General features: G+C 62.2%; 26 protein-coding genes and 6 pseudogenes. 12 read left to right on the top strand and 20 right to left on the bottom strand.

Annotated features, from left to right (window positions below; translation table 11 throughout):
* Nucleotides 1–81 precede the first annotated feature (81 nt).
* Nucleotides 82–1,071 (bottom strand): annotated as a pseudogene (locus ABGN05_RS29425) (transposase family protein); the annotation flags it as partial.
* Nucleotides 1,072–1,554: 483 nt separating this feature from the next.
* Here ABGN05_RS29425 and ABGN05_RS29420 point away from each other — a divergent pair.
* Both ABGN05_RS29420 and ABGN05_RS29415 read left to right on the top strand, forming a co-directional pair.
* Nucleotides 1,555–2,574 carry an IS110 family RNA-guided transposase gene (locus ABGN05_RS29420; protein WP_367957597.1) on the top strand — a complete coding sequence of 340 codons (1,020 nt, stop codon included), beginning with the start codon at nt 1,555–1,557 and terminating at the stop codon, nt 2,572–2,574.
* 189 nt (nt 2,575–2,763) lie between these two features.
* Nucleotides 2,764–3,072: pseudogene (locus ABGN05_RS29415) on the top strand (transposase); the annotation flags it as partial.
* A gap of 238 nt (nt 3,073–3,310) precedes the next feature.
* Here the strand turns inward: ABGN05_RS29415 and ABGN05_RS29410 are convergent.
* On the bottom strand, nt 3,311–4,363 hold the full coding sequence (locus ABGN05_RS29410; RefSeq protein WP_367957596.1) for an IS110 family RNA-guided transposase: 1,053 nt from the start codon (nt 4,361–4,363) through the stop codon (nt 3,311–3,313).
* A gap of 65 nt (nt 4,364–4,428) precedes the next feature.
* Here ABGN05_RS29410 and ABGN05_RS29405 point away from each other — a divergent pair.
* Nucleotides 4,429–5,115: pseudogene (locus ABGN05_RS29405) on the top strand (IS3 family transposase); the annotation flags it as partial.
* Between the two features lie 68 nt (nt 5,116–5,183).
* Here ABGN05_RS29405 and ABGN05_RS29400 read toward each other — a convergent pair.
* Both ABGN05_RS29400 and ABGN05_RS29395 read right to left on the bottom strand, forming a co-directional pair.
* Complete coding sequence (locus ABGN05_RS29400; RefSeq protein ID WP_367957606.1) at nt 5,184–5,996, bottom strand: IS110 family RNA-guided transposase; 813 nt, start codon at nt 5,994–5,996, stop codon at nt 5,184–5,186.
* Nucleotides 5,993–6,196 carry a hypothetical protein gene (locus tag ABGN05_RS29395; protein ID WP_367957595.1) on the bottom strand — a complete coding sequence of 68 codons (204 nt, stop codon included), beginning with the start codon at nt 6,194–6,196 and terminating at the stop codon, nt 5,993–5,995. Before ABGN05_RS29395 ends, ABGN05_RS29400 begins: the two co-directional genes overlap by 4 nt.
* Nucleotides 6,197–6,276: 80 nt before the next feature.
* Between ABGN05_RS29395 and ABGN05_RS30215 the strand changes: the two are divergent.
* Nucleotides 6,277–6,521: pseudogene (locus ABGN05_RS30215) on the top strand (integrase core domain-containing protein); the annotation flags it as partial.
* 173 nt (nt 6,522–6,694) lie between these two features.
* Here the strand turns inward: ABGN05_RS30215 and ABGN05_RS29385 are convergent.
* The 8 genes and pseudogenes from ABGN05_RS29385 to ABGN05_RS29350 all read right to left on the bottom strand — a co-directional run bounded on the left by ABGN05_RS29385 (nt 6,695) and on the right by ABGN05_RS29350 (nt 10,505).
* Nucleotides 6,695–7,054 (bottom strand): nuclear transport factor 2 family protein, encoded by a 360-nt coding sequence (locus ABGN05_RS29385; RefSeq protein ID WP_367957594.1) that lies wholly within the window; start codon nt 7,052–7,054, stop codon nt 6,695–6,697.
* A 239-nt stretch (nt 7,055–7,293) separates the two neighbouring features.
* Entirely contained in the window at nt 7,294–7,884 is a 591-nt protein-coding gene (locus ABGN05_RS29380; RefSeq protein WP_367957593.1) for an SOS response-associated peptidase family protein, read from the bottom strand.
* A 283-nt stretch (nt 7,885–8,167) separates the two neighbouring features.
* The gene (locus ABGN05_RS29375) at nt 8,168–8,440 is read right to left on the bottom strand and encodes a hypothetical protein (RefSeq protein ID WP_367957592.1); all 273 of its coding nucleotides are present in this window, start codon (nt 8,438–8,440) and stop codon (nt 8,168–8,170) included.
* Nucleotides 8,441–8,732: 292 nt separating this feature from the next.
* Nucleotides 8,733–8,987 (bottom strand): annotated as a pseudogene (locus tag ABGN05_RS29370) (transposase); the annotation flags it as partial.
* A gap of 165 nt (nt 8,988–9,152) precedes the next feature.
* Nucleotides 9,153–9,626, bottom strand: a complete 474-nt coding sequence (locus ABGN05_RS29365; RefSeq protein ID WP_367957591.1) for a hypothetical protein — start codon at nt 9,624–9,626, stop codon at nt 9,153–9,155.
* Nucleotides 9,627–9,789: 163 nt separating this feature from the next.
* Nucleotides 9,790–10,002, bottom strand: a complete 213-nt coding sequence (locus ABGN05_RS29360) for a hypothetical protein (protein WP_367957590.1) — start codon at nt 10,000–10,002, stop codon at nt 9,790–9,792.
* A 114-nt stretch (nt 10,003–10,116) separates the two neighbouring features.
* Complete coding sequence (locus ABGN05_RS29355) at nt 10,117–10,248, bottom strand: hypothetical protein (RefSeq protein WP_367957589.1); 132 nt, start codon at nt 10,246–10,248, stop codon at nt 10,117–10,119.
* A 53-nt stretch (nt 10,249–10,301) separates the two neighbouring features.
* The gene (locus tag ABGN05_RS29350) at nt 10,302–10,505 is read right to left on the bottom strand and encodes a hypothetical protein (RefSeq protein WP_367957588.1); all 204 of its coding nucleotides are present in this window, start codon (nt 10,503–10,505) and stop codon (nt 10,302–10,304) included.
* An 80-nt stretch (nt 10,506–10,585) separates the two neighbouring features.
* Here ABGN05_RS29350 and ABGN05_RS29345 point away from each other — a divergent pair.
* A pseudogene (locus ABGN05_RS29345) lies at nt 10,586–10,777 on the top strand (integrase core domain-containing protein); the annotation flags it as partial.
* A 590-nt stretch (nt 10,778–11,367) separates the two neighbouring features.
* Nucleotides 11,368–11,625, top strand: coding sequence for a hypothetical protein (locus ABGN05_RS29340; RefSeq protein WP_367957587.1), 258 nt, complete (start codon nt 11,368–11,370; stop codon nt 11,623–11,625).
* Between the two features lie 58 nt (nt 11,626–11,683).
* Here the strand turns inward: ABGN05_RS29340 and ABGN05_RS29335 are convergent, their stop codons facing one another.
* Nucleotides 11,684–12,361, bottom strand: a complete 678-nt coding sequence (locus ABGN05_RS29335) for a hypothetical protein (RefSeq protein WP_367957586.1) — start codon at nt 12,359–12,361, stop codon at nt 11,684–11,686.
* Nucleotides 12,362–12,527: 166 nt separating this feature from the next.
* Between ABGN05_RS29335 and ABGN05_RS29330 the strand changes: the two genes are divergently transcribed.
* From ABGN05_RS29330 to ABGN05_RS29315, 4 genes are all read left to right on the top strand, one after another.
* Nucleotides 12,528–12,776 carry a DUF982 domain-containing protein gene (locus tag ABGN05_RS29330; protein ID WP_367957585.1) on the top strand — a complete coding sequence of 83 codons (249 nt, stop codon included), beginning with the start codon at nt 12,528–12,530 and terminating at the stop codon, nt 12,774–12,776.
* Between the two features lie 298 nt (nt 12,777–13,074).
* The gene (gene map / locus ABGN05_RS29325; RefSeq protein ID WP_367957584.1) at nt 13,075–13,902 is read left to right on the top strand and encodes a type I methionyl aminopeptidase; all 828 of its coding nucleotides are present in this window, start codon (nt 13,075–13,077) and stop codon (nt 13,900–13,902) included.
* A gap of 36 nt (nt 13,903–13,938) precedes the next feature.
* Nucleotides 13,939–14,706, top strand: coding sequence for a RadC family protein (radC, locus tag ABGN05_RS29320; protein ID WP_373695996.1), 768 nt, complete (start codon nt 13,939–13,941; stop codon nt 14,704–14,706).
* A 145-nt stretch (nt 14,707–14,851) separates the two neighbouring features.
* A complete protein-coding gene (locus ABGN05_RS29315; RefSeq protein ID WP_367957583.1) occupies nt 14,852–15,577 on the top strand; it encodes a class I SAM-dependent methyltransferase in 726 nt (241 codons plus the stop codon).
* A gap of 22 nt (nt 15,578–15,599) precedes the next feature.
* Here ABGN05_RS29315 and ABGN05_RS29310 read toward each other — a convergent pair whose 3' ends face one another.
* The 6 genes from ABGN05_RS29310 to ABGN05_RS29285 all read right to left on the bottom strand — a co-directional run bounded on the left by ABGN05_RS29310 (nt 15,600) and on the right by ABGN05_RS29285 (nt 22,311).
* On the bottom strand, nt 15,600–15,992 hold the full coding sequence (locus tag ABGN05_RS29310; RefSeq protein ID WP_367957582.1) for an SUF system Fe-S cluster assembly protein: 393 nt from the start codon (nt 15,990–15,992) through the stop codon (nt 15,600–15,602).
* A gap of 5 nt (nt 15,993–15,997) precedes the next feature.
* On the bottom strand, nt 15,998–17,233 hold the full coding sequence (locus ABGN05_RS29305) for a cysteine desulfurase (RefSeq protein ID WP_367957581.1): 1,236 nt from the start codon (nt 17,231–17,233) through the stop codon (nt 15,998–16,000).
* 45 nt (nt 17,234–17,278) lie between these two features.
* Nucleotides 17,279–18,544, bottom strand: coding sequence for a Fe-S cluster assembly protein SufD (gene sufD, locus ABGN05_RS29300; RefSeq protein ID WP_367957580.1), 1,266 nt, complete (start codon nt 18,542–18,544; stop codon nt 17,279–17,281).
* 9 nt (nt 18,545–18,553) lie between these two features.
* Nucleotides 18,554–19,309 (bottom strand): Fe-S cluster assembly ATPase SufC, encoded by a 756-nt coding sequence (gene sufC, locus ABGN05_RS29295; protein ID WP_367957579.1) that lies wholly within the window; start codon nt 19,307–19,309, stop codon nt 18,554–18,556.
* Between the two features lie 156 nt (nt 19,310–19,465).
* Nucleotides 19,466–20,989: a Fe-S cluster assembly protein SufB gene (gene sufB / locus ABGN05_RS29290; RefSeq protein ID WP_367957578.1), complete on the bottom strand. Its 1,524-nt coding sequence runs from the start codon at nt 20,987–20,989 to the stop codon at nt 19,466–19,468.
* Nucleotides 20,990–21,147: 158 nt separating this feature from the next.
* Nucleotides 21,148–22,311 carry a cysteine desulfurase family protein gene (locus tag ABGN05_RS29285; RefSeq protein ID WP_367957577.1) on the bottom strand — a complete coding sequence of 388 codons (1,164 nt, stop codon included), beginning with the start codon at nt 22,309–22,311 and terminating at the stop codon, nt 21,148–21,150.
* Between the two features lie 219 nt (nt 22,312–22,530).
* Between ABGN05_RS29285 and ABGN05_RS29280 the strand changes: the two genes are divergently transcribed.
* The gene (locus tag ABGN05_RS29280; RefSeq protein WP_367957576.1) at nt 22,531–23,205 is read left to right on the top strand and encodes an alpha/beta hydrolase; all 675 of its coding nucleotides are present in this window, start codon (nt 22,531–22,533) and stop codon (nt 23,203–23,205) included.
* An 8-nt stretch (nt 23,206–23,213) separates the two neighbouring features.
* Nucleotides 23,214–23,855 (top strand): FMN-binding negative transcriptional regulator, encoded by a 642-nt coding sequence (locus tag ABGN05_RS29275; RefSeq protein WP_367957575.1) that lies wholly within the window; start codon nt 23,214–23,216, stop codon nt 23,853–23,855.
* Here ABGN05_RS29275 and ABGN05_RS29270 read toward each other — a convergent pair.
* Nucleotides 23,852–24,982 carry an anhydro-N-acetylmuramic acid kinase gene (locus ABGN05_RS29270; protein ID WP_367957574.1) on the bottom strand — a complete coding sequence of 377 codons (1,131 nt, stop codon included), beginning with the start codon at nt 24,980–24,982 and terminating at the stop codon, nt 23,852–23,854. The genes ABGN05_RS29275 and ABGN05_RS29270 overlap by 4 nt on opposite strands.
* Nucleotides 24,983–25,008 lie beyond the last annotated feature (26 nt).

Below are 25,008 nucleotides of genomic sequence, written 5' to 3'. Positions count from 1 at the left end.
AGACGCTCCAGATGCTCGGAGAGACCAAAGAGAGACCGCTGTTCCATTGCCCTGCCTCCAAATCACGACAGGGCAAGTGAATCACGAAATCCGAGACCGCGCGAGGTTCTTGCGGGTGTCCAGCTTGGTGATCTGACCCTCCGTCTGGCCATTCGACCACGGCAGGCTGATTGCAGCACTGACAGCTTCGCGATCCTTCAGCACGCCGGCGGCGAACGACGCGATGAGGCTGGAGCGTGCATGCTCGAGCCAAGGCTCGAGATCGGCCAAGGTCTTCTTGCGCACCATGGCCTGGAACCTGCCAACCACCCCTCGGGCTTCGACCAGGAGCGGCACCTTCTCTTCGATGGTCGCGACCAGCCGTTGCACCATTCTGATGTTCTTTGCTTCGAAGAGAGCTGGATCAATTGCCTTCAGCCGTTGCAGCACGGCGGCTGCCGAGAGGGCTGGGTCTTCCTTCAGCCATTCCTTGATCCGCGCCTCGAAGGGCGCGTACATGCTGGGTCTTTTCGGCCAGGGTTTGGTCCGCCGATATGGCCGCCGATGCGTTGGCCGTGTCTCGCCGTTCTTCCAGGCTGATTTCAAGTTCGCAGCGAAGCTCTGGAGATCGATAGCCAATGGCTCCTCGATTTTCGCATTCAGGCCACGACGATCGACCCGCTTTCCAAGCTCTTCCTGTGCAGCGCGGATTCCGGCAAACAGCAGCACCGGGTCGGTTATCTCCAGCAAGGCCCGTAGCCGCTCTTTATCGGCCTCGGCCACATTTGGATGAGCAAGGACACGAGCCGCGGGTGGAATGGGCGGATGATAGCGCTTGATCACTCGGGCCCCGATGCGTGTCTTCTCCTGCAGCTTGAATGACGGCTGGAACAGATTGCCGTTAAGCCGCACCACCGCGTAGAGGCGTTCAAGGGCCGCCGTCGCATCCGTGCCGACAAACCGGCCATACCCCACCAGGCGGCGCACGAAGGGCAGCCGGTCGCTGATCACGAACTCGGCACGCTCGTCGGACAGGCTGTTGGCGGCCTGGATGACGAGCACCTCGAACATCATCACCGGATCGAAGGGCGGCCGCCCGCCGTGAGAACCCTCCGATTAGGCGAGCGCTCTGACCAGATCGGTCCGGAAGATCTAGAAATCGACGGCCCGGCCGAAGGCTTCGAGTTGGTCGCCGAGGTCGCTCAGACGCTTCAGGCGCTCATCAATGTCGAAGAAACCCGGCTGGCCGCACATCTCGTTCAATCCTCCCCGCCACCACAGGCATAGAATCAGAAGACACCCGATTCTGCGAGGTTCTTAAAGGCCTCCAACTTCTCCAGCGGATCACCGGCTTCGCTCTACCCAACATAGCGCTCGTCGACGTCCCATGACGTTGCCCCCTCGCTTTAATCCGGATTGAAGTTTGTTCTGGCCCATTGAGAGGACCAGGACATGAAGCGCAGCCGCTTCTCTGAAGAGATGGGGTATTCGGTTCAAGTCGCCGAGTGCCTGACCCCTTCCGGGAAGACGGTGTTCGCCTGATGCTCTGAGCCGACCTGGCAAGAGGAGATCGGCATGGGCGTGTATGCAGGACTGGATGTCTCTCTCGACGCGGTATCCATTTGCGTCGTTGGAGAGACGGGTGAGATGCTGTGGCAGGGTAAGGTGCTCGGCGAACCCGAGGCCGTGAAGGCTGCTCTTGACCGATGGCGGGATGGTCTTGCTCGCGTTGGGCTGGAGGCCGGTGCGACGTCGGAATGGATTGGCGGGCATCTTGTTGATGAGGGCTTCCCCGTCGTTTGCCTGGAGAGCCGGCATGTCAAAGCGGCGCTGAGCGCGATGACGGTCAAGACGGACCGGAACGACGCGCACGGCATCGCGCAGATTGTCCGGACGGGTTGGTTCAAGACCGTCCATCTGAAGTCTGCGGCCGGGCAGCGGCTGCGTACCCTGACGGCGGCGCGGAAGGCGGCCGTGCGAGCGTTGACCGGCAACGAGCAGGTCATTCGCGGGCTACTGCGGCCGTTGAGTCTCAAGATCGGCGCGGTGACGCGCGTGCGCTTCGAGGCCAGGGTTCGCCATTTGGTTGGAACAGACAGGCTGTTGCTGTCGGTCTTTGAGCCTCTCTTGCGACTACACAAAAGCCTGCGCGAGAATCTGGCCGATCTGCACCGCCTCGTTCTCAGGGCAGTTCGCGCAGATCCAGTCTGCCGACGCCTCATGACCATGCCCGGCATTGGGCCTGTGACGGCGCTCACATATAGGGCGACGATCGATGACCCTGAGCGCTTCCGACGATCCAGATCCGTTGGAGCCTATCTCGGCCTCACTCCGCGACGATACCAGTCCGGAGAAGTCGACCGGGTCGGTCGCATCACGAAGGTCGGCGACGGCGACACCAGAACCGCATTGTTCGAGGCGGCCAACGCCATTCTGCGCCCAACCACCCGCTGGTCGAGCATGAAGGCCTGGGCCATGAAGATTGCCGATCGTCAGGGTGTTCGACGCGCCAAAGTAGCGCTCGCTCGAAGGATGGCGGTCACACTTCACCGCATGTGGGTAGACGAACAAGACTTCCGATGGACGGCCGCATAGGCATGCCCGTTCACGGATAAGCGAGCGCTCGATGCAGGGCGCGGTCCGAGCGAGTTCGCATGATCTGTCGTTGCTGGCCTCCGAGCACGCTGAAGAGCTTTGAACCGAACGGACCCACGAACACCATCATGCCGGCGGCTGCGTGCCGACCGCGAACAGAAGCAAAGAACTTGCATCGAACGTCACGCCTTGACTGGAGGACACCGAATACAGAAGCAGATCATCGGAATGCTGAAGGAACACGAGGCCGGGGTTTCGGTCGCCGACCTGTGCCGCAAGCACGGCGTCAGCGACGCTTCGATCTACAACTGGAAGGCCCGCTTTGGCGGTATGGACGTTTCGGAGGCGCGCCGGCTGAGGGCGCTGGAGGTTGGAGCCGGATAGGAAATCGATCCAGTGGATCGATTTCCCGGCGGAACGAACACGCGTCTGAAGCGTCTGCTGGCCGACGCCATGCTCGACAACGCGGCGCTGAAGGATCTCGTGGGAAAGAATGTATGGTCCGCCCCGTCCGTGCAAGGGTTCGCGACATCGCCAACGACGATTCCAGTTGCATAAATGTATCCGGCCTCTCGCGAGTGGACTGCTGTTGCAGCCAGGCCATGATGAGATCCGCGCACGCCGTTCCCAATAAATGGTTCGGGCACTAAGCCCGCTTTTTTGCACAGGGCTTACGGCATGCTGATCCACTGTTTCGTCATCGCTATTCCCGAGCCTTGCAATCGAGCCGGAAGCTTCAGGCGAAGGCAGGATCCCTGCGTTCGTAGAGCGCTCCTGGCTTGTTCAGGATAACCCACACGATGCGCGCCATCTTGGCGGCGAGTGCGACAACAGCCTTGTTCGGATGCATTCGGCTTTGCAGCCCGTCAAGCCAGCTTCCAAGACGATCGCGAGTTCGATCCAGATGTCGGAAGCAGGATCGCGCGCCATGAACGAGGAGTTTGCGGACGTAGCGGTTCCCGCGTTTGCTGATGCCGAGGAGCTTCTGCTTACCTCCGGTGGAGTGCTCCCGCGGAACAAGGCCCAGCCATGCAGCCAGATCGCGAGCCTTCTGGAACTGGCGTCCGTTGCCAACGGCCGCAAGAATGACGGTGGCGCCCAGTGCCCCGATTCCGGGGATCGTCATGAGCCGACGGGCGACATCTTCTCGGTCCGCAATCGCAGCGATCTCTCTCGTTACCTGGTCGATGCGCTGCTCCAGCCGCCGCAGGTCGGAAAACAAGTCTCCGAGAAGTCTGCGCATCGCCGGCGAGAGGTCGTTCGATGCATCGTCGAGAACCAGCGGCAGGTCGAGCTTGAACAGGCCAGCTCCCTGTCTCAATGCAATGCCGTACTCCAGGCAGAATGCTCGCATCTGATTGATCAGACGAGTTCGAGTTCCGATCATCTGATCGCGCACCCGATGCAGCGCCTGGAGGTCGGCCTGTTCCTCACTCTTCATCGCAGCGAAGCGCATTGTGGGCCGAGTGGCCGCTTCAGCGATGGCCTCGGCATCGATAATGTCGCTCTTGTTCGACTTCACGTAGGGCTTTACGAACTGCGGCGGGATCAGGCGTACCTTGTGCCCCAGCGCTTGCAGCCTCCTGGCGACCCATTGCGATCCGGCGCACGATTCCATACCGACGATCGCTGGCGCCGCGCGCTCAAAGAACTGCACCAGCGTATCGCGCCGGAAGCGAACTCGCCGGACGGGCTCGCCGCCGCTGTCCAGGCCGACGACGTGAAAGACGTTCTTCCCGATATCGATTCCATAAACTGCCGCAGGACGCGGCGCATTGCGTGTGGACATTGCAACCTCCTTTGGTGTGACCGCTCAGATGATGCTGCGGGAGGACGGGGCGGACCATCCCATTAATGGTGACGCCCGCGGCCAAGCGGAAAGCTGTCGCTCGCCTGAAGGATGCCTTCGGGATGAGCGAACGGCGGGCGTGTAAAGCCATCGGCTGCTGCCGCATGACGGTTCGCTACGAGACCAGCCGTCGCGACGACGGCGAGGTTCGCGAGCGGATGAAGGCGATCGCGCAGGAGCGTCGCCGGTTCGGCTACCGGCGCCTCGTCGTGATGCTGAGGCGCGAAGGCCTCGTCGTGAATCACAAGAAGCTGTTCCGGCTCTACCAGGAGGAGAAGCTTTCGGTTCGCCGGCGTGGCGGCCGCAAGCGTGCGATCGGGACCAGGGCGCCGATGCTGGTGCCGCTGCGCCCCGACGAGCGCTGGTCGCTCGACTTCGTGTCGGACCAACTCAACGACGGGCGCCGCTTCCGCATCCTGGCGATCGTCGACGACTGCACGCGCGAATGCCTGGCGCTGGTGGCCGATACGTCGCTGTCGGGGATGCGGGTCGCCCGCGAGCTGGACAGGCTCGTCGCCGATCGCGGCCGGCCGAGCATGATCGTCAGCGACAATGGCAGCGAGTTCACCTCGAACGCCATCCTCGCCTGGGCCGATCAGAACCGCGTCGAGTGACACTACATCGCGCCGGGAAAGCCGATGCAGAATGGCTTCATCGAAAGCTTCAACGGTCGACTGCGCGACGAACTGCTTCTGTAGTAGGGGCTTCGGTGTCAAGCTCCTCGGATATCCGCTCGTGTCGATCTGCGGTCCGTCTGGGGTCATGCTTCTGTTCGCGGTCGGCATGTGCGCGCCGCAGGATGGGGGTCGAAGGTGAGGCGGACCATGCTAAACGGCTTCTTCAGCGTGCTGCGCTTGGCGATCCTCACGCCCCACGCTTTGATCGACGTCCATTGACACGATCGGGTCAGCATGACGTGCGCCGCGGTGAACAGGGCGGTCCGCGTGAACGCATCCCCTGAGCGGCTGATGCGGCCTCGAACGTCGGTCTCTCCGGACTGGTACTGTCGCGGCGTGAGGCCAAGGTGAGCGCCGACATCGTTTGATCGTCGGAATTGAGCTGGATCGTCGATTGCCGTCTTGAAGGCCAGCGCCGTCACCGGACCCACGCCTGGAATCGTCATGAAGCGCCGGCACAGCTCGTCATTGGCCGTCACCCTGAGCAGCTCCCGATGCAGCACCGACAGCCGCGCCATCATCGCCGCTCGGCCGTCGAGCAAGGCGCCGATGCAAAGCTCGAGCTGCGAGTTACCGTCGACAAGATCACGGACGCGAGCATCGAAGCCGCTGGCGCTGACCCGTCCGACTTTAAGCCCGAAGGGTCGCAGCAGACCGCGGATCTCGTTCTCGTGGTCACGCAGCTTGTTGACGAAGAACTCCCTCGCCACCAGTAGCGAGCGCAGTTCCTGGCTGACCACCGACTTCACATGCACCGCCTTGAACCAGCCTGAGCGGATCAGATGCGCGATCGACCGCGCATCGTTGCGGTCGTTCTTGTTGCGGTTCATCGCGACCATGGCCGCCTTGGCATGCCTGGCCTCGATGCAAACCGCCGGCAGCCCGGCCCGCTTCAGACCGAAGAACTTCCACTGCGAAAGCGGTCCCGCCTCGAAACCGACACGGACGAAGCGATCCCAGATCCGTTTAACTCGGCGGCGATCGCCTCCGGGTCAGATCCGACCCGCGACTCGTGCACCAGGCGGCCGTCTTCGTCGACGATGCATACGTTGGTCAACTCGAGCGACACATCCAGGCCTGCGTAGAGAATAGTCATGCTTGCCTCCTTCCCGGCGATTGAACTTGCCGGTCAGGAAAGCACCGGCGTCTCCGGAACCGAAGCCCCGACTACGCCATCTCAACGAGAGCCTGTTCACCTCGAAGGCCCAGGCCCGCGTGGCAACCGCCCTGTGGCGCGCCGACTACAACATCGCCCGGCCGCACTCCGGATCGCCTGGCAGACACCGGACGAGTTCGCCAGCACCTTCACTTCGCGACGGTCGCTCGCGCTGCGCAATGCCAACGGCTCCGCGCAAGCGCCCGCCGCTTCACCCGCCCAGCAGGGCAAAACCACCGCCGGAAACGAACTCAGAACTGGATAAATCTTGGGGGCAACGTCACCCAGAACCCAGCCTGTCCACGCATCCGCAGCCTACCGCAAATCACATCGGGAGCGAATCATGAAGCGGTTGGAGTGGGGAAATTCTTTGAGGCATCCAAGCTTTGGCACTAACAACCGCAGGCTCACCACTATCGTCGCCAGCAATAACTGGCGTCATAGGTGTCTGTGAAATACTTTGCTAACTATTTGCCATCTGCCATCTATATACAGTAGTACTATGTAGTATGTATATCTACTCTCACGATACTCATCAATAACTTTTACTGTCGCGATATCCTCCGTTTGATCCTCAAGGACGATTTCCCAGTAGTATGGCGCTCTTTCCGAAAGGGTACCTGCTGCTCGGCGATCGTTAATGAACTTTTCGACAGAGTCCCATTCCAGAACCCCATTTTTATAGCCGATAAGCTTTCCGTCCGGATGAAAAGCTCTTCTGATCCTGGCCTCGTCGGCGAAGGTTATCCCGTCTAGGTAATCCCTAACAACTTGTCGAGCATCGTCCATAATGATCATCGTGCTTCTCAGTAGGCAATTATGAGGAAATTGTACCGCGTCAGAAGACCTCTACTGGCTAAGGCTTCGGTACTATCGCCAGCGTGCAATCGGAACGTGGGCGCTGCAAAACCTTCGCCTCTTCCCATGGCGCACGCATCCAGACTTCCATTTCCTCTGCCTTAGTGAGGATTACCGGCATCGTAGACAAGGGTATAGGCGTTTCGGTATTCGGTTTACAAATTAGAACCGCGAAGAGATCAGCGCTTACAAGACCTTCTATTCTCTTCCTCACCCCACTCCAAGGTGTCCATATGCCAGCGAAAACAAAGAGGGGACAAGATTCGTTCAAACCGAACCAAGTTGAGTTGTCCTCCCTGCCGAGACCGAAGAGGGGCGGGCGCCCGGTGTCCGGGTTGCATATCCTCGTGTAGCTCGGCGAAGGCCGTAGCCGGAACGAGACAGCGGTTCTCCACCCCCTGCCACGACAGCCATTGGTGCAATGAGAGGGTTTCGACATTTGGAACTCCGTAGTCCGGTTCGTCCCTCACAAACTCTTCAAAATCTACTATCTTCCCCCATTGCTTGAGCTTGGCAGCCCGCTTCGCTGCGGCCCCAACGATCATCTCCTGTGGTGATGGCATGCCCCAACGCGCACCTACCAGTTCGCGGCCGGTGGCGCCATTCCGCACGATGGGCGCGGTGTAGTCGGGAAAAACATTGCCGAGCCTATGGTTGCCCGCACGGTTCGAAACTGCCGACGTAAACGTCAGGATGGCCTGCAGATCTTTGGCACTGTTGTAGAGGTTGCGCATCGCCATGTATGTGAAGCGAAACAGAAGAGAAATCAAGTGAACTGCTCCGGAACTGCAGGGCGATCGCTTCGGGTTAACGCGGGAGGTGCGGTTGAGCTTGCAAGTATGATTTATGGGTGGCTCGTTCTCACTGGAGCCGTTCGATGCCGCGATCCGCTACGGCCGTTTCCATCCTCGATCATTTTTCGGCACTGTCAGATCCACGCCCCGCGCTGACGGGTCTCGTACCCTGTGCCTGACAGGAACCTCGTCAGAAACCCGAAGAAACAACATAGCCTCAAGGTCAGACGAAGGCGCGCAAACCTCAGTCCAGACTACCTCAAAACCCTGAACCGCCAGACTCAATTTGCTTGAAGCGATTCCCTTGTCCGGAACTGAGATTTCCGCCTGAGATCGCCATGATGCCGTGAACATTAAAGACCATAGGCAGGCGTCGCGCCGGAATCACAGCCCGCTGTCGACCACTCACGAATTCAATCGATTCGGACGCCATGGACGCCGCCCACACCAACGATCCCGCCCGCGAGATCGGGAAGACTACAGCGAAGAAGACGTAAACCAGACGGCGCACCCGCTTGCGCTCGAAGGACATCTAAAACTCTTAATACATAACATTACTCCGATTATCAGACCACCCTTTGATCGTCTGGTCTGACGATGTGGAAGTTGTCCGTCGATGGTGTCGCGGTAGCAATTCCAACTCTTCGGCAGGGTCGACTTGAAGGAGCGAATGATCGCCTCGGCGAAGGCGCGGAAACTCTCGTGGTAGCGGTTGTCGGGGACGTTTTGATGCATGAGCTTCCAAAGCCATCCAATCCGCGTTGAGATTGAGCGCATAGGCGGGCATGAAGTGCAGCCTGATGCGGCATTCGGGTCCGGGCCAGCTAGGCGAGCGCGGCCTCGCCGCGATGCGCCGGCGCGCGGTCGAGGATGACGCGCTTGTCGTGGTGGCGCCTTTCCAGCAGGGCGAGCAGTTCAATGGCCGTCTGCATGGACATTTTGAGCGTCTCGACCAGCCGGAGGTCGAAGTTCTTCAGGCTGAGCGCGCCCATCAGGTTGAGCCACTCGAGCCCCTTGCCCTTGCGGAGCGCCGGCCGCTCGCCGCGCCGAGTCCAGACATGGGCCAGCTCTGGTACTTGGGACGGACCGCTGCGCTGAAGTAGACGGCCCCGTTTGGCAGGAGACCGTTCATCAGCGCCTCGTAGTGGGCGACGAAGGCCTCCTGCTCGGCCGGTCGGCCTTGGCCGGCAGGCCCTTGTCGCGTAGCCTCACCAATTTCGTTACCGCTTGCCTCATCGAGAATGTTACACGCTCGCCCGACGTCCCGGGTTCAGATCAGTGTATGACATGAGGATACTTGCCTCATCAATAAGCCGCTGTACTGGTTGTTGGCGCCATGCTCTTACTCGCTTCTGCAGCGTGCGAAGCTGTCGTAAGCTATATCGTCTCGGATAACTGGCCTGGAACTCGACGAGCCGTTCAAGTGCGGTCTGATCCGGGTGTTCTTCCTGGCATTGCAACATCTCCTCCGTATGATCCCCGAAGGTATCGGGCAGTCGGCCCCGCGGTTTGTCGCTGAGCAGACGATACGTTTTGGGCCCGATGACAACGCCGCGCGCGCGAGCAGCCTCGCGCCAGACAGCGACGCGTCGGGCGAAGGTTTTGTATTGCTTGCGGGTAAATCGACCTGGAAACTGGATGCACAGCTCCTCAAAGAGCTGCATGGCATTGATGTTGGGGAATTCCTCCAATCGACGACACGCGATCGGCCAAGCCATGCGGAGCGCCTGGGTCCTTCCCTGGCCAGGTTCGGCGTAGCTCGGCTTTGGCGTCTCCGATTTCTTCGTTGGTGACGCCGCTGTCGCGGGTGGGATCGCCAGCTTGGGCACGGCGGATTGACCTGCAACAGGCGCTTGTGTGACCTTTTGAAGGCTTCGCAGGTTAAAGCGGTTTTGCCACGGTGTATAATGTGCGACGGATTTCGCCGGCATGCCAAGCGCTTGATAGGCTCGCAACGAATGCCGCTAAAATGGGCGGCTCGGATGTCGTCGCAGGCGGTACTTCGCCGTTAGCCAATGCGGCCCGATAAGCTTGCACGGCGCGCATCTCCTCCAGAAGCTTTAGAGGATCGAGCTTGGCGGCGATCTCTTTCAACTTGCTCTCGGTGGGGATCGGTACACTCTCCGCTTGCAGGAGACGCTCGCAGGGCATTTGTGGCGGATGATACCGCTTTGTCACCTCGCCACGCTGCAATGCTTGGCAGCCAGCTTAGATGATGGCTGAAACAAGTTCACGAATAACCGCGATGCGGCGTAGATACGCGCGATCGCCCGAGCGGATCAGATGCGCGATCGATCGGGCATCGTTGCGGTCGTTCTTGTTGCGGTTCATCGCGACCATGGCCGCCTTGGCATGCCTGGCCTCGATGCAAACCGCCGGCAGCCCGGCCCGCTTCAGACCGAAGAACTTCCACTGCGAAAGCGGTCCCGCCTCGAAACCGACACGGACGAAGCGATCCCAGATCCGTTTAACTCGGCGGCGATCGCCTCCGGGTCGGATCCGATCCGAGCCTCGTGCACCAGGCGGCCATCGCCGTCGACAATATATTTGTTCGTCAGCTCCAGCGACACATCCAGGCCTGCGTAGAGATCAGTCATGCTCGCCTCCTTCCCGGCTGTTAAATATGCCGGTCAGCAAAGCACCGGCGTCTCCGGAACCGAAGCCCCGACTACGCCATCTCAACGAGCACCTGTTCTTTGGCCTCGACCACGCCCGCAGCGCCATCGCCGAATGGAGGCAGGACTTCAACACCGCGAGACCCCATTCCTCGCTCGGATACCAGACTCCAGCGGCCTTTGCCGGAGCCTCGCCGCAACCGGCGCCCGACGGAGTAACAGAAACGGTCGAGGCTCCAAACGCAGCTGGATGACACTTCAGCGGCAGGTCAGCCGCCGTTGCAACTGGCTCCGCAGCAGCCGCGATCGCCTCCCGGGAAGTGCCGGAATGTTTTCCTCAACATGTTGGTGGACAAGCAGACCGGCCGCACCGGTGAGTTGATGAGCGAGAGAGCCGCTGAAGCCTGCCGCCGTCTTTGATGAAGCTGTCCTACTACCAAGACTTCGCTCCCTCGAGCGCCATCAACTGAGTATCCGCATTCGGCGCAGCGGCGCCGTTCGCATCTTGGTGTGGATAGAGATTGCTCCGCCCGCGGTCGGCGGTTAGAACCAGTTTCGGAGGATAGGTGTGTTCAAAACTCGCTGTCGGTGAAAAATCTGTTAGACATCGCGCGAGAAAGCCTAATGACGGCAAACCAGCCAGGATGAATGGACAGACAGCCTACGCGGTTAATTTCGCTGCGGAATGCTACTACCCTTGGGCGTACCAGAACGATCAGCCTCCTACGCAAAAGTGTTCATCTCACCGCGAAATTCTGGTGGCAGAGGCCCCGATCGAGGCTGTAACCGGATTTCTGCAACGCGGGGCGCGCGAGGAAAAACCAAGAAAAAGCGAGGCAAAGAGATGGTTCCGCCCACGATTCACGAGATAATTCGCGACGGCGACCAGATCGTCCAATACGTCGTGGACGCGACGGAGTTTAGGCAATTCGTCCTCTCCCTCCACCCCACGGCGACGATCGACGAGGACGCTTACCTGGCGGAAAATCCCGACGTCGCGACCGCCGTCGAGAACGGGGATTTCGAATCGGCCACGGCCCACTACCTCCAGTTCGGCTATTTCGAAGGTCGCCGCGCGATCCCGCGCGCACAGGAGGCATAAGTCGTAGCCGCAATCTCCGGCGCCCGGCGGATCGCCGCCGGGCTGCCCGAAGACATGGTCATTGCCGCGGATCGAACGGGCGAGCGAAGTTCTTGAACCCGAACTGGGGCCGTGCCGCGGTGGCGAAACCATGCTGTCTCTGCATCGCTCCGGCCGGCATGTCCATTTCGGCCTCGGCAAGCCCCAGACGTGGGGACTTCGGACCGAACAGCCCTGTCGGCCAGTCGTCCGGTCTTTGAGAGACGGATGCATCAGCGGGTTCCGCGGATGTCTGCGCGGGAAGCATCTTTTCCAGCCTCTCACGGTGCTCGATATGCCCGGCGTAACGGGTCTCCTGCCCCGTGACGTCGATGACGATCACGATGTCCGTTTCGGGCTGGAAGCCTGCGTTGCGAATCTTGTTCTCGACCGTCTCCAACTCTTCGTCCGTCCTCAGAAGGAACATCGAAGGCGCTTCCATCCAGACTTCGGGATAGGAAACGAGCATGCCGACCAGCATGTCGTAGCGCTTCAGGTATGTTTCGTCGAAGCGGAAATAGACGGCGACCGCGTATGTTTTCATTCGTCCAACCTTCATGGCTCCAATGGAAGAATGCCCCTCACGCGCCTCACTGATTCTGTTTTTTCCTACCTTACGTGCGGGAAGCGTGTCCGTCGATCCAATTGCGAGGAAATATAGACACTCTCTTTGACAGTTTTGTCTCGCTTTCGTGAATTCCTGTTTGCTGGAGAACATGGCGGGCACCAAGACAGCACCCCCACCGGACCCTATCGGGGCCGCATTCCGGCAACCATTTCTTCGGACTCTGCCCGCCCCGCGCAGGCGGCGGTTCCTGCTGGTGGATGGAACCGACAGGGCCGTTAAGCATTGTTAAGGCCAGACAGTCCAGCGGAGCACGCCCATGAACTCGAGAACCCAGTTTCCCAAGCCCATCTGGCTGAGCAAGGGCCTCCATGGACCGATCGTGGAAGTCGACACCGCCGAGCGCGCCGCCGAACTCCTCGAGACATGGCCGAACGGCCGCGGCAAATGGTACATAGCCGCCTCGCGGGCTTGCCGCGCGGCAAGCAGCGGCAAGGCCTCCCCGATCATGGCACGCGAAATGTTCGTGCAGGCCGCTCTGGAAGCACAGCTTCCCATGGCGCAGTAGAATACCTCCGACCCTCCAGTCGGCCGGCCCTGCGGATCTGACCGATCCCAGGGCCGGTTTTTTCTGAGAAAGAACCGAAGAAAGCGTCACGCAGCATTCCGGTTTCAACGACGGATCTGGCGGCAGCGGGAGAGATCCGGCCAGCCAGAGCATTTCCCCTGACGCGAAGTTCGGCGGTTTCAGCACGTTGCCGTTTCGCATCTGCGCACTTGATGCGCGGCCGCATCGATGCCAAATCTCTCCTATTCATCTCGCCTCCGCCCGGCTCCACGCCCGAGGAGGATCACTGGACGGAACAATGGTCACATATCAGGAAGCGGCTGTCGCACCGTTGAAGAACACAGGGCAGATCAGGCTCTACGACGAGGCAGCATTCGCCGGCATGCGCAAGGCATGCCAACTTACGGCGCGCGCCCTCGACGAGCTTGCATCGCTCGTGCAGCCCGGCACGACGACCGAGGAGATAGACCGCTTCGTCTTCCAGTTCGGCATGGACCACGGCGCCATTCCGGCAACGCTCAACTATCGCGGATATACGAAATCGTCCTGCACCTCGGTGAACCACGTCGTCTGCCATGGCATACCGGATGCGAAGCCTCTGCGCGAGGGAGACATCGTCAACATCGACGTCACTTACATCCTCGACGGCTGGCACGGCGATTCCTCGCGAATGTATCCCGTCGGCAAGATCAAGCGGGCGGCGGAACGGTTGCTCGAGGTCACGCACGAGGCCATGATGCGCGGCATCGCCGCCGTCGAGCCCGGCGAGCGGACCGGCTCGATCGGTGCCGCCATCCAGTCCTACGCCGAGGCCGAGCGCTGCTCGGTCGTACGAGACTTCTGCGGCCATGGCGTCGGGCTGCTCTTCCACGACGCGCCCAACATCCTTCACTATGGCAGCCGCAACGAAGGCGTGGAGATGCGGCCCGGCATGATCTTCACCATCGAGCCGATGATCAATCTCGGCCGGCCGCATGTGAAGGTGCTGTCCGACGGGTGGACCGCGGTCACGCGCGACCGTTCGCTGTCGGCCCAGTACGAGCACACAGTAGGAGTTACGGAGACCGGCTGCGAAATATTCACGCTGTCGCCCGGAGGGCTCGACCGACCGGGGCTGCCGAACTAATCTCGACGCACAACTGGGCGTCGAAACGCCCGGACCATGCGTGGGGACGGCATGTCGGGAGAGGACGAGGACGAGCGCGGGTTCTTCGCCGAGCGGGCGGGTAAGGTACCATCCAGGACCGCGACGGAGATAAAGCCTCACTATGCCGGACATCGCGAACGACTGCGCGAGCGCTTCCTGACAGGGGGCGCCGGGTCGCTCGCCGACTACGAACTGCTCGAACTCCTGCTCTTCCGGTCCATTCCCCGGGCGGACACCAAGCCGGTCGCGAAGGCGCTGATCGCGCGGTTCGGATCCTTCGCAGAGGTACTCGGCGCGCCGATCCACCTCCTGACGGAGACCAAGGGTGTCGGCCGTTCCGTCGCCTTCGAGATAAAGCTCGCCGCCGCCGCCGCAGAACGCATGCTGAAGGGCAGCATTCGCGGTCAGCAGGTCCTGTCATCCTGGGGTTCGGTCCTCGACTATTGCCGCACGGCAATGGCGTTCGAGCCACGCGAGCAGTTCCGCATCCTCTTCCTCGACAAGAAGAACGCGCTGATCGCCGACGAGGTTCAGCAGACCGGGACGGTGGATCACACGCCCGTCTATCCGAGGGAGGTGGTCCGGCGCGCGCTGGAACTGTCGGCCACCGCGATCATCCTGGTGCACAACCATCCGTCCGGGGACCCGACCCCTTCCCGCGCGGACATCGAGATGACCAAGACCATCATCGATTCCGCCAAGCCGCTCGGCATCTCGGTGCACGACCACATCATCATAGGCAAGAGCGGCCATGCCAGCCTCAAGGGACTGCAGCTCATCTGATCGACGACATCCCTCCCCCTGCCGCTGCAAGAGCAATTTGATTAAAATTATACTCAAATCCCAACATTAACTTTGTTTTAACCTTTCGGTAACCTTACCACATCCATTTACGTTAACGTGCGGTCAATTCAGAAGGGGAACCAACATGCCGCACGCAACGATCACCGAACAAGCCTTCCTCGCGCCTGCGAAAGCCGACCCTTACCGGAACACGAACAGTCTGGAATTCGGCTTCCGCGCCAAGCGCTTCCGACATGTCCAGCGCCTGATCGAGACGATTCTAAGCGAGCGTGGAACGGCCGATATCCTCGATCTCGGCGGAACCGAGACCTACTGGAAGATCGGCGAGGACTTCATCAAGGCAAACCGCCACCGGCTCCGCTTCACCATCGTCAATACAGAGGACCAGGAGATCGAGCAGCGGGACGTCTTCGGCTTCCACAAGGACAGCGCAACGAACCCTTCCCTCTTCGAAGGAAGACGGTTCGACCTCGTGCATTCCAATTCCGTCATCGAGCATGTCGGAAGCTGGCTGGATATGGTGGACTTCGCCGAAAACACCCGCCGCCTCGCGCCGCGCTACTACATGCAGACGCCGAACTTCTGGTTTCCCTACGAGCCACATTTCCGGACCGCGGGTTTCCAGTACCTGCCGGCGCGGGTGCGCGAACGGCTGATCATGCGGTATTCGCTGGGCTTCTTCCGGCGGATCGGAACGATCGAAGAAGCGCGCGACATCATCTACCACCACCACTTGCTCTCGACGCGGGAGATCCGCAAGCTCTTCCCGGACGCCACCGTGCGCCACGAAAAGGTCGCGGGGCTGAACAAGTCGATCATCGCGATAAGGGACGTGCCGGCGGGCCGCTGAGGCCCGGAAGCGGGAAGCGCCGTCAGTACCAGCCGACGGCGACCTGCGCCTCCTCGGACATGCGGTCGGGGGTCCAGGGCGGATCGAACACCATCGACACGTCGACGCCCGAGACGCCCTCGACGGCACCGACCGCGTTTTCCACCCAGCCCGGCATTTCGCCTGCCACCGGGCAGCCCGGAGCGGTGAGCGTCATGTCGATCTTCACGGACCGGTCGTCCTCGATGTCGATCTTGTAGATCAGGCCGAGTTCGTAGATGTCGGCCGGGATCTCGGGATCGTAAACGGTCTTCAACGCGCTGACGATGTCGTCGGTCAACCGCGCCAGCTCATTGGCGGGAAGGACAGACGAGGCTTCGATCGTATCGGCAGGCGCTTGGGCGCCGTCGCGATTCCTGATTGTGTCGTCGTTCATGATCCTCACCCGAAAAACGTTCGCGCCTTCTCGAGCGCCTCGGCCAGCACGTCGATCTCGGCCCTGGTGTTGTACATGCCGAAGGACGCCCTGCATGTGGAGGTGACGCCGAAGCGTTTCAACAGCGGCTGGGCGCAGTGGGTGCCCGCCCGCACCGCGACGCCCGAGCGGTCGATCACCATCGAGACGTCGTGGGCGTGGATGCCCGCGAGTTCGAAGGATACGATGGCGCCCTTACCCGGCGCGTTGCCGAATATGCGCATCGAATTGATGCCACGCAGGCGCTCGTGCGCGTAGTCGCGCAACGTCGCCTCGTGCGCGGCGATCGCCTCGCGCCCAACCGACTCCATGTACTCGAGCGCGGCCCCCAGGCCGATTGCCTGGACGATCGGCGGAGTGCCGGCCTCGAAGCGGTGCGGCGGGTGGTTGTAGGTGACGTACTCCGTGGAGACGTCCTCTATCATTTCGCCGCCACCTTGGAAGGGCCGCGTCACCTCCAGCATCTCCATCCTGCCATAGAGGATGCCGATGCCGGACGGGCCGTAGACCTTGTGCCCGGTGAAGACGTAGAAATCGCAGCCGAGATCCTGCACGTCGACCGGCAGGTGCACGGCGCCCTGGCTGCCGTCGACGAGAACCTTGATGCCGCGCTCATGCGCAATGCGGCAGATCTCCCTGATCGGCGTGACGGTGCCGAGCGCGTTCGACATATGCGTGATGGCGACAAGTTTCGTACGCTCCGTCAGGCACTTCTCGAACTCCTCGATATGGAAGACACCATCGTCGTCCACCGGCGCCCAGACAAGCTTTGCGCCTTGCCGTTCGCGGATGAAATGCCAGGGCACGATGTTGGAATGGTGCTCCATGATGGAAAGCACGATCTCGTCGCCCTCGCCGATGTTCGGCATGCCCCAGCCGTAGGCAATCGTATTGATTGCCTCGGTGGCGTTCTTGGTGAAGACGATCTCGTCCACGCTCGCGGCATTCAGGAAACGCCGCGTCGTCTCGCGCGCCTTCTCGTAGGCGTCCGTCGCGGCATTGGACAGGAAATGAAGACCGCGATGCACGTTGGCGTATTCGCTCGAATAGGCGCGCGAAATCGCGTCGATCACGACCTGCGGCTTCTGTGCGGATGCGCCATTGTCGAGATAGACGAGAGGCTTGCCGTAGACTTCACGGGACAGGATCGGGAAATCGCGGCGGATCGCCTCGACGTCGTAGGCGGACGTCATCTGGTCCATGTCGAGACCTCCCCGCCGTCGCGGTTCGCGCGCCCAGCCATCATCTCACCCGTGCGCCGCAAACCAGCCGTCGAGCCTGGCTTCAAGCGCCGCGACAATCGCCTCGTCATCCAGTTCCTCGATGATCTCGGCCACGAAGGCCTTGACCAGAAGCCCGCGCGCCTCCTTCTCCGGGACGCCGCGCGCCATCAGGTAGAACAGGTGGTTGCGGTCGATCTCTGTCACCGTGGCGCCATGGCCGCAGGCAACGTCGTCGGCGAAGATCTCCAGTTCCGGCTTGGCCGAGAACTCGCCGTCGTCCGACAGGAGAAGCGTGTTGCACGACATCTTGGCGTCGGTCTTCTGCGCTTGCCGGTCGACCCGGATCTGGCCCTGGAAGACACCGTGGGCGCGTCCGGTCACAACGTTGCGGATCACCTCGGTCGACGTGGTGCATGGCGCGGAATGATCGAGCACCAAGGTCACGTCGGTGTGACTGTCGCCGGAAAGCAGGTTGACGCCTCGCAGGCGAAACTCGGCGTCCTCGCCCTTCGCGTCGACCCTGATCTCCTGGCGCACCAGCTTACCGCCGGCGTTCATGACGAAGAGAGTCAGCTTGGCGCCCTTGCCGATCCAGGCATTGAACTGGCCGAAATGCGTGGCGCCTTCCGGCTGCTCCTGCAGGATGATCCAGACGATCTCGGCACCCTCGCCGACCACAAGATGGCTGACCGAGGAAACCAGCGCGTCTCCGCTGCCAGTCTGGCGCTCGACGATCGTAGCCCTGGCCCCGGCGCCAACCTTCACCGGCAGGCGGACATGCGCCTGGCCGCCGGCCTGCACGTTCTGAATCTCGATCGGGGCCGCGATCTCGGCACCTTCCGCGATGTCGAGGTGCCAGCCATCGGCAACGAAAGCCGCGTTGAGCGGTCCGATCACGTCGGCGGGGTCGCCGGTGGTCAATGCCTGTGCGAAACTGCCATCGACGAGCTTTTCCTCCAGCCGCACAACCTTCACGCCGGCTACCTTCGGTGCCTCGGCCGCGACCCCGTTCAGGACCGGCAGGACCGTCGAGCTTTCCAGCAGAGCCGGCAAGGGCTTTGCAAGGAGGCTCGGATCATAGGCCGGAACCTTCGTGAAAAGGCGGCGCAGGTCGGTGTAGTGCCACGCCTCGACGCGGCGCGTCGGCAGGCCGGCCTTCAGCCGTTCGATCGCGTCCTCGCGCTGGCGGATCACCGCCTCGTTGCCGGGCAGATCCGATGCCCGCTCCTCGAACGCCTCTATCAGCGCCGTCTCGGCGGGTGTTCTCTGAGGATTGGAATGAATGTTCATGACGACCACCTAAGCGGCCTCGCCGACGATCCCGGCGTAGCCGTTCTGTTCGAGTTGCAGCGCCAGATCCTTGTCGCCGGACTTTATCACCCTGCCCCTGGAGAGCACGTGGACGGAATCGGGGACGATGTATTCGAGCAGTCGCTGGTAGTGGGTGATGACGATCATCGCGCGGTCGGGCGAGCGCAGCGCATTCACACCGTCGGCCACGACCTTGAGCGCGTCGATGTCGAGGCCGGAATCGGTCTCGTCGAGCACGCAGAGCTTCGGCTCGAGCAGGGTCATCTGCAGGATTTCGGCACGCTTCTTCTCGCCGCCCGAGAAGCCGACGTTCAACGGCCGCTTGAGCATCGCCATGTCCATCTTGAGGCGGCCGGCGGCTTCGCGCACCTTCCTGAGGAGGTCCGGGATCTTCAGTTCCGGTTCGCCGCGCGCGCGGCGCTGCGCATTGAGCGCGACCTTGAGGAACTCCATCGTCGCCACGCCGGGAATCTCCAGCGGATACTGGAAGGCGAGGAAGATGCCCTTGGCGGCGCGCTCGGCCGGGTCCATTCCCAGAATCGATTCGCCATTGTAGAGGATGTCGCCCTCGGTGACCTCGTAGTCCTCGCGCCCGGCGAGGATGTAGGAGAGCGTGGACTTACCCGAACCGTTCGGCCCCATGATGGCCGCGACTTCGCCGCCTTTGACGGTGAGGTTCAACCCGCGGATGATCTCCGTGCCGGTCTCGGCGATGCGGGCGTGGAGGTTTCTGATTTCAAGCATTTCTTCGTTCTTTCGCGTCTTCGTTGCCGGTCGGCTGGGCCCGCGGCAGCGATCAAAAGCCGTCGCTGGGGTCAGGCATCGGCAACATCTTTCACCGTTACGGCCTTGGACTCCGGGTTCCGCTTCGCGGCCCCGGAATGACGTCCGCCGCTGCAATCACCCCACGCTTCCCTCCAGACTGATGCCGATCAGCTTCTGCGCCTCGACCGCGAACTCCATCGGAAGTTCCTGGATCACCTCGCGCACGAAACCGCCGACAATCAGCGCCACGGCCTCCTCCTCGGGAATGCCGCGCTGCATGACGTAGAACAGCTGGTCCTCGGAGATCTTCGACGTCGTCGCCTCGTGCTCGAACTGCGCGGTGGCATTCTTGGCCTCGATGTAGGGCACGGTATGCGCGCCGCAGTCGTTGCCGATCAGAAGCGAGTCGCACTGCGTGAAGTTGCGCGCGTTGGTGGCCTTGCGGTGCGCCGAGACCTGGCCTCGGTAGGTGTTGTTGGAATGGCCGGCCGATATACCCTTCGAGATGATGCGGCTCGACGTGTTCTTGCCGAGATGGATCATCTTGGTGCCCGAGTCGATCTGCTGGTGGCCGTTCGACACCGCGATCGAGTAGAACTCGCCGCGCGAATCGTCGCCGCGCAGGATGCAGGACGGATACTTCCACGTGATCGCCGAGCCGGTCTCGACCTGGGTCCACGATATCTTCGAGCGGTCGCCGCGGCAGTCGCCGCGCTTGGTGACGAAGTTGTAGATGCCGCCCTTGCCGTCCTTGTCGCCCGGATACCAGTTCTGCACCGTCGAATACTTGATTTCGGCGTCGTCCAGCGCGACCAGTTCGACGACGGCCGCGTGCAGCTGGTTCTCGTCGCGCTGCGGCGCCGTGCAGCCTTCGAGGTAGGAGACGTAGGCGCCCTCCTCCGCGATGATCAGCGTGCGCTCGAACTGGCCGGTGTTCTTCTCGTTGATGCGGAAGTAGGTCGACAGCTCCATCGGGCAGCGCACGCCCTTGGGCACGAACACGAACGACCCGTCGGTGAAGACCGCGGAGTTCAGCGTCGCATAATAGTTGTCGCTCGTGGGGACCACAGAGCCGAGATACTTCTTGACCAGTTCCGGATGGTCACGGATCGCCTCCGAGATTGCGCAGAAGATGACACCGGCCTTGGCGAGTTCCTTCTTGAACGTCGTTACCACCGAAACGGAATCGAAGACGGCATCGACGGCCACGCGGCCCGACTTGTAGACGTTGTCGTTGGCCAGTTCGTCGTTTTCCCCTTCGACACCGGGCTTCTGCACGCCCGCCAGAATCTCCTGCTCCTTGAGCGGGATGCCGAGCTTCTCGTAGACCTTCAGGAGTTCCGGATCGACCTCGTCGAGCGACGTCGGACCCGCCTGCGTCTTCGGCGCGGCGTAGTAGTAGATGTCCTGGAAGTCGATCTTGGGGTAGTTCACCCGTGCCCAGGTCGGCTCCTCGAGCGTCAGCCAGCGCCGATAGGCACCGAGGCGCCATTCGAGCATCCACTCGGGCTCGCCCTTCTTGGCGGAAATGAAGCGGATCGTGTCTTCGCTCAGGCCCTTGGGAGCCTTGTCCATCTCGATGAACGATTCGAACCCGTACTTGTACTGGTCCACGTCGATCTTGCGGACCTGCTCGATCGTTTCCTGCACAGCAGGCATATCGCGTTCTCCATCCTTGCCGGGTTCAAGGCCCGGCAGTTTTCAAACTATAGCACCGCATTGTCGGCGTGTGCCTCATGTAGTGCATCCGGTCACCGAATTCACCCCGATCGCAGGGATGAATTGCCCGGATTTCTCCCCTTTGTCGCGCCTCCCTGTTACGCCGCGCGGCTCGCGCCGAACTGGCGCGCCACGATCGCAGCCAAGGCCTCCCGGAACGCCTCGACCTCACGATCGGTGGTCGAAATCCCGATCGAGACGCGCAGCGCGCTGGCATTCTCGCCGTATCCCATAGCCCTGAGAACGTGGCTCGGTCCGACCTTGCCGGACGAACAGGCCGAACCTGCCGACAGCGAAATACCCGCGAGATCGAAGGCGATCTGCGCCGTCTCGGCCTTCATGCCGGGCAATCCGAAGAAGACGGTGTTGGGCAGGCGCGGCGCGGCGCTTCCGAATATGGTCGCGCCGGGAGCAATTTCGAGCACCGCGGCCTCGATCGCGTCGCGCTTGCGCCCAATCTCGTGCATGGATCGAAGGTTTTCCGCCGCCTCCAGAGCCGCCGCGCCGAACCCGGCGATCGCCGCAACGTTTTCGGTGCCCGCCCGATGGCCCTTCTCCTGTCCGCCGCCGGAGACCAGCGGGCGCGGCATGAGGAGGTCGGAAGAGAAGACGATCGCGCCCGCGCCTTTCGGCCCGCCGATCTTGTGCGAGGACAGAATCAGGAAATCCGCCCAACCATCGGGGATGTCGAGCTTTGTGCGTCCCGCTGCCTGGACCGCGTCGAACACCGTCAGCGCTCCCGCGGCCTTTGCAATGCGACCGATCTCGGCCACCGGCTGAATGACGCCGGTTTCGTTATTGGCGACGTGGACCGCGACCATGGCGAGGCCGCTCGCACGGTCGTGCCCGGCCAGGGCGGCTTCCAGCGCGTCGAGATCGAGAAGGCCATTGCCGAGAACCGGCAACACGGTGACGTCTTCCGGCGCGAAGGAGCCGCCGCCGAGAATGCAGGGATGATCGGATGCGGCAACCAGAAGACGAGCGACACGGAGCGGTCCGCGCCCCATGCGCCAGTGCGGGGTGAGCAGCATGGACGCCGCTTCGGTCGCGCCGGAGGTGAACACCACGTGCTCCTCATTGGCGTTGACGAGTGCGGCTACCTCGCGCCGCGCCTTTTCCACGACCCGCCGTGCCGTCCGGCCTTCTGTATGAACCGAGGACGGGTTTCCCGGCAGGTCCATCGCCGCAAGCATCGATGCGCGCGCCGACGCCGCCAGCGGTGCGCTGGCGTTGTAGTCGAGATATGCGCGTTCTCTTGCCATCGGTGTGGGCGGTTCCGGATGAGGCGGGACGGCGGTTGTCGCAATTTCCTTGAAATCGCTGGGCCAGACGTCCTATTTAGCCGCTTCGTTCAGGTCGACGGAAGACCGCCGAGTTTTGAACTGTTCTAAACTAGGTTCTATGGAGGCATCGGCCCCGCGTCAAGGGCGGTCCTCCCTTGCCGGATCGAGCATCCGCGCCTCACTTAAACTGGAGTACCCATGCCCGAAGTCATCTTCGCCGGACCGGATGGCCGTCTCGAAGGCCGCTACCAGCCTTCGACGGAAAAGAACGCGCCGATCGCGCTCGTGCTGCATCCGCATCCCCAGTTCGGCGGGACCATGAACAACAAGATCGTCTACGATCTGTTCTACATGTTCCAGAAGCGGAATTTCACGACGCTGCGCTTCAACTTCCGCGGCATCGGCCGCAGCCAGGGCGAGTTCGACCATGGCGCGGGCGAACTGTCGGATGCCGCCGCCGCGCTCGACTGGGTACAATCGCTCCATCCGGATTCCAAGAGCTGCTGGGTGGCGGGTTATTCCTTCGGCGCCTGGATCGGCATGCAGCTCTTGATGCGGCGTCCAGAGATCGAGGGTTTCATCTCGATCGCGCCGCAGCCCAACATCTATGACTTCTCCTTCCTCGCGCCCTGTCCCTCCTCCGGCCTGATCATCCACGGGGACCAGGACAAGGTCGCGCCGCAGAAGGACGTCCAGGGTCTGGTCGACAAGCTCCACTCCCAGAAGGGCATCACGATCACGCAGAAAATCATGACCGGAGCGAACCACTTCTTCTCCAACGACGCCGAACTCCTGATCTCCGAGTGCTCGGACTATCTCGACCGGCGTCTTGCCGGCGAACTCGCCGATCCGCGGCCGAAGCGGCTGCGCTAGGGGCGCCCATGTACCAGCCGCCGCATTTTCGCGAGACGCGGCTGGACGTCCTGCACGGTCTCATCCGGTCCGAGCCGCTCGGCCTGCTGGTCATCAACGGGCCGGAGGGACCGGTCGCCAATCCGCTGCCGTTCCTTCTCGATGCCGACGGCTCTTCGAACGGCACGCTTCGCGCCCATTGCGCGCGGGCCAACCCCGTGTGGCGGGAGATCCAGGCCAGTCCCGAGGTCCCGGTGCTCGTCGTCTTCCAGGGCCCACAGGCCTATGTCACGCCGTCCTGGTACGCGACGAAAAAGGAGACCGGGAAGGTCGTTCCCACATGGAACTACGTGATCGTGCAGGCGCGCGGGCGTGCCGAGATTTTCGAGGATGCCGACTGGCTCTCAGGGCAAATCAGGAACCTCACCGAACGCCACGAGGCCACGCGCGAAAAACCCTGGGCGGTCGACGACGCGCCGCCGGAGTTCGTCGCCGCGCAGGTCCGCGGCATCGTCGGCATCCGCATCGAGATCGCCTCGCTCGAAGGCAAGTGGAAGATGAGCCAGAACCGGCCGGCCGAAGACCGCGCCCGTGTGGCCGCCGGCTATGACGATGCCATCCGCCCGGACATGGCATCCCTCGTGCGCCGGCTCGGGGCCGAACGCGGTTAGCCCTCCGGTTCGGGCCGCGCCAGAACGCCGCCCGTCACCGCCTCCCTGCATCCCGTGGTCGTCGGATATGTCAGCGGCAGGCCGCGCGCCGAGCGGATTGCCAGGTAGGCCCAGGCCTCGGCCTCCATGGCATCGCCATTGAACCCGGCATCTTCGGCGAGGATCACCTGCGCATCCGATTTTTCCGCGCCGGCCCTGAGATCGGCCACGATGTGCGGGTTCTTGCGTCCGCCGCCGCAGACGATCCAGAGTTTTGGCGCCTCCGGCATCTGCTCGGCCGCTTTCAGGATCGCCTCGGCCGAGACCGCCGCCAGTGTTCGCGCGCCGTCGGAGAGTTCGAGGCCGGCTGCTTCTTCGAGAGTAAAATCAAGCCGGTCGAGCGATTTCGGCGCACGGCGTGGGAAGAACGGGTTGTCCATGTAGCGGTCGACGACCGCCCGTACGACACCGCCCTCGCTGGCGATCATGCCGTCGGCATCGAACGGTACGCCGCCCTCGGAGGCGACCCATCGATCGATCAAGGCGTTGCCCGGTCCCGAATCGAAGGCGACTGGATCGCCTCGCTCCGGAACGAAGGTGATGTTGGAAATGCCGCCGATATTGACGAAGACAACCGGGAGGGCGTCTTGCCACACCGCCGGCAACGAGCGCGCCAGGGCCGAATGGTAGACGGGCACCAGGGGCGCCCCCTGCCCTCCGAACTCCATGTCCCTGGCCCGCATGTCGTACACGATGGCCACACCGGTTTCCCGCGCGAGCAGCGGCCCGTCGCCGAGCTGCACGGTCAGCGCCTTCTCCGGCCGGTGCAGCACCGTCTGGCCATGGAAGCCGACCAGGTCGATCGCCTGCGCCGGGAACTTTTTCCGGAACTCCTTCACCGCCTCGGCATGGCGCATCGTCAGGTCGCGTTCGAGCGCGGCCAGGTCCACCGGACGCTCATCCCGCCGCGAAATTTGCCTCGCGGTCTCCAGCCCAGCCTCGATCCGGCGCCGGAACGCGGCCTCGTAGGGCACGAACATGGACGGGCCACGCCGCACCTCGGCCTCGCCGTCGCTCTCGACCAGGGCGAGGTCGATGCCGTCCATCGAGGTGCCGCTCATCAGGCCGAGCGCGCGGATCAGGGCCATCGGCCATGCTCTTCTTGTGATTCCAT

Source organism: Aquibium pacificum, assembly GCF_040839445.1.
GTDB lineage: Bacteria > Pseudomonadota > Alphaproteobacteria > Rhizobiales > Rhizobiaceae > Aquibium > Aquibium pacificus.
The sequence above is the reverse complement of the archived record's forward strand: the minus strand, read 5'-3'. Positions and strand labels throughout refer to the sequence as shown.